We start from the raw sequence: 1873 nt of genomic DNA on the forward strand, positions 1-1873 counted from the left end.
TTTCGATTATCGCAAGTAGCGGAATAAGTGAGACGGATTTGTCGGCTTATCCTTTTCTTGTTTGATTTCTAAAATTACTCTTTTTTATTTATAAACCGCTATTTGCGATGAATCGTTGTTGGGGCTAGTTTATTCTTCCCAATACTCGATTTTTCTTTTAAATCTTCTATCTTTTTCCTTGTTTACGAATGTATCACCTTTCTTTTCAACTTTGTAGATTTTCTTGTCGATCCAGTTGCCTTTATCATCATACTTATATTCTAGGAAATAATAGACATTGTCATTTTCGTCCCAATTTCTAGGATATGATATTACGTCACCGTGATCATTGTAGTTATTCGATTTTGATTGTTTATAATCAACTGTATGCTTACTTGATGTTTTCAAACTCCCATTAGAATCAAAGACTTTATATGTATAACTATTGTTTGAATAATTATACTCCGCTGTTTCGTATCCTAAAAGATTATTATTTCTATCATAGAGCTTCATGGAGATAGGATTTCCCATTGAATCATTTTTAAAAACTGCCGTTCTTAAAATATTACTATTAGGATCGAGATCATTAATTTCTTGTATACCTTTTTCGTTGTATTTGTATTCAGCTTTTTGAATTTGCCAACCGAATAGAGGTACTTTGTTTTTAAATGATCTGAAAATTAAATTTTTCTGTTCATCAAATATAAATACTAGCCTGGCATCTATTTCTGAATTTTTATATCTGAGCTCTGTTATTGTATCAAGGTTTTTTGAAAACGTAATTTTTTCCTCCTTAATCTCCTTACCTGATTTGTTGTAGAAAGTATTTTTATTATTTATCTCTTTGGGTTTACCAAATTCAGTTTTGTACTGTTCAAATATTTTGGTTCTACTAGATGTTATTGATTGAGAATAGCAATTAAACACAATCAAAAAAATCGGAATTATGTTTATCAGTAGTTTCTTCATATAAATTAGCCCCAACGGTTTCGATTATCGCAAGTAGTGGAATAAGGGACACGGATTTGTCGGTTTAATCTTTACTTGCTTGGTTTCTAAAATTACACATTTTTAGCTAAAAACCGCTATTTGCGATGAATCGTTGTTGCCTGCAGTGCATCAATCTGAAATTTTTTGAAACTCAATTTCCCTTTTTATTCCATGTTTATTATCTATAATATTTAAAACTCCATTCGAAAATTCATAATCGAAATTGATAACATAATCTGATTTTTGAAGGCTTATTGATTCGTCGTCAATTATGTAAGAGTACTCTTCTAATTTAGGCCCAAATTCTATCTTCAATCTATTATCTTTAGCAAACTCAATAAGAATGTTTGGTAAATTGTAATGGAGTAAGTCTCTTAGACGATAATTTTCAATTACTCCTTCAGGATAATCTTTGTTTTTTTCCTCCTCAATTATTTCTGAATTCTGATATTTCCATTTACCTATTAGTTCTTCCTTAGTTTTTTGCCCAGTAATAAATCTTTTTAAGGATTCTTTATATCCTCCAAAAGGATCTCTTTTAAACCTTCCGTAATAATTGGCGTTTTCAAATTCGATAGTATTTGAATCAATTATTTTTATTTGGTAGATAATACTTCCCTTTTGAATGATCTTCCCATCCTTTAAAATCAAATTGTTCTGTAAAATATAACTATTTGACCACCATGATGTTTTTGTAAAATTTCTATTATTATCAATAAAAATAAACTCCCTCCAATGTTTAGGTTCTGGATTTATGGAATCTGAGATCCATTCTCCAACCAAAAATTCAATATCAGCAGATATTTTCTCTTTTTGACCAAATAGGCCTATTGGAAAAATTAAAAAAATATATATGTAGTTCGAAATTCTCATAGCATTGCTGGCAACGGCAGTTTGTCTCAAA

General features: G+C 29.6%; 2 protein-coding genes. Both read right to left on the reverse strand.

Translation table 11 applies throughout. The annotated features are described in order from the left end of the window. Positions 1-129: 129 nt before the first annotated feature. On the reverse strand, positions 130-948 hold the full coding sequence (locus tag IIF7_RS20515) for a hypothetical protein (RefSeq protein WP_084843548.1): 819 nt from the start codon (positions 946-948) through the stop codon (positions 130-132). Positions 949-1098: 150 nt separating this feature from the next. After that, positions 1099-1873 (reverse strand): hypothetical protein (locus tag IIF7_RS20940; protein WP_217806703.1); only part of this gene is annotated, 775 nt, incomplete at its 5' end.

The sequence above is a fragment of the Zunongwangia atlantica 22II14-10F7 genome, from assembly GCF_002094855.1.
GTDB lineage: Bacteria > Bacteroidota > Bacteroidia > Flavobacteriales > Flavobacteriaceae > Zunongwangia > Zunongwangia atlantica.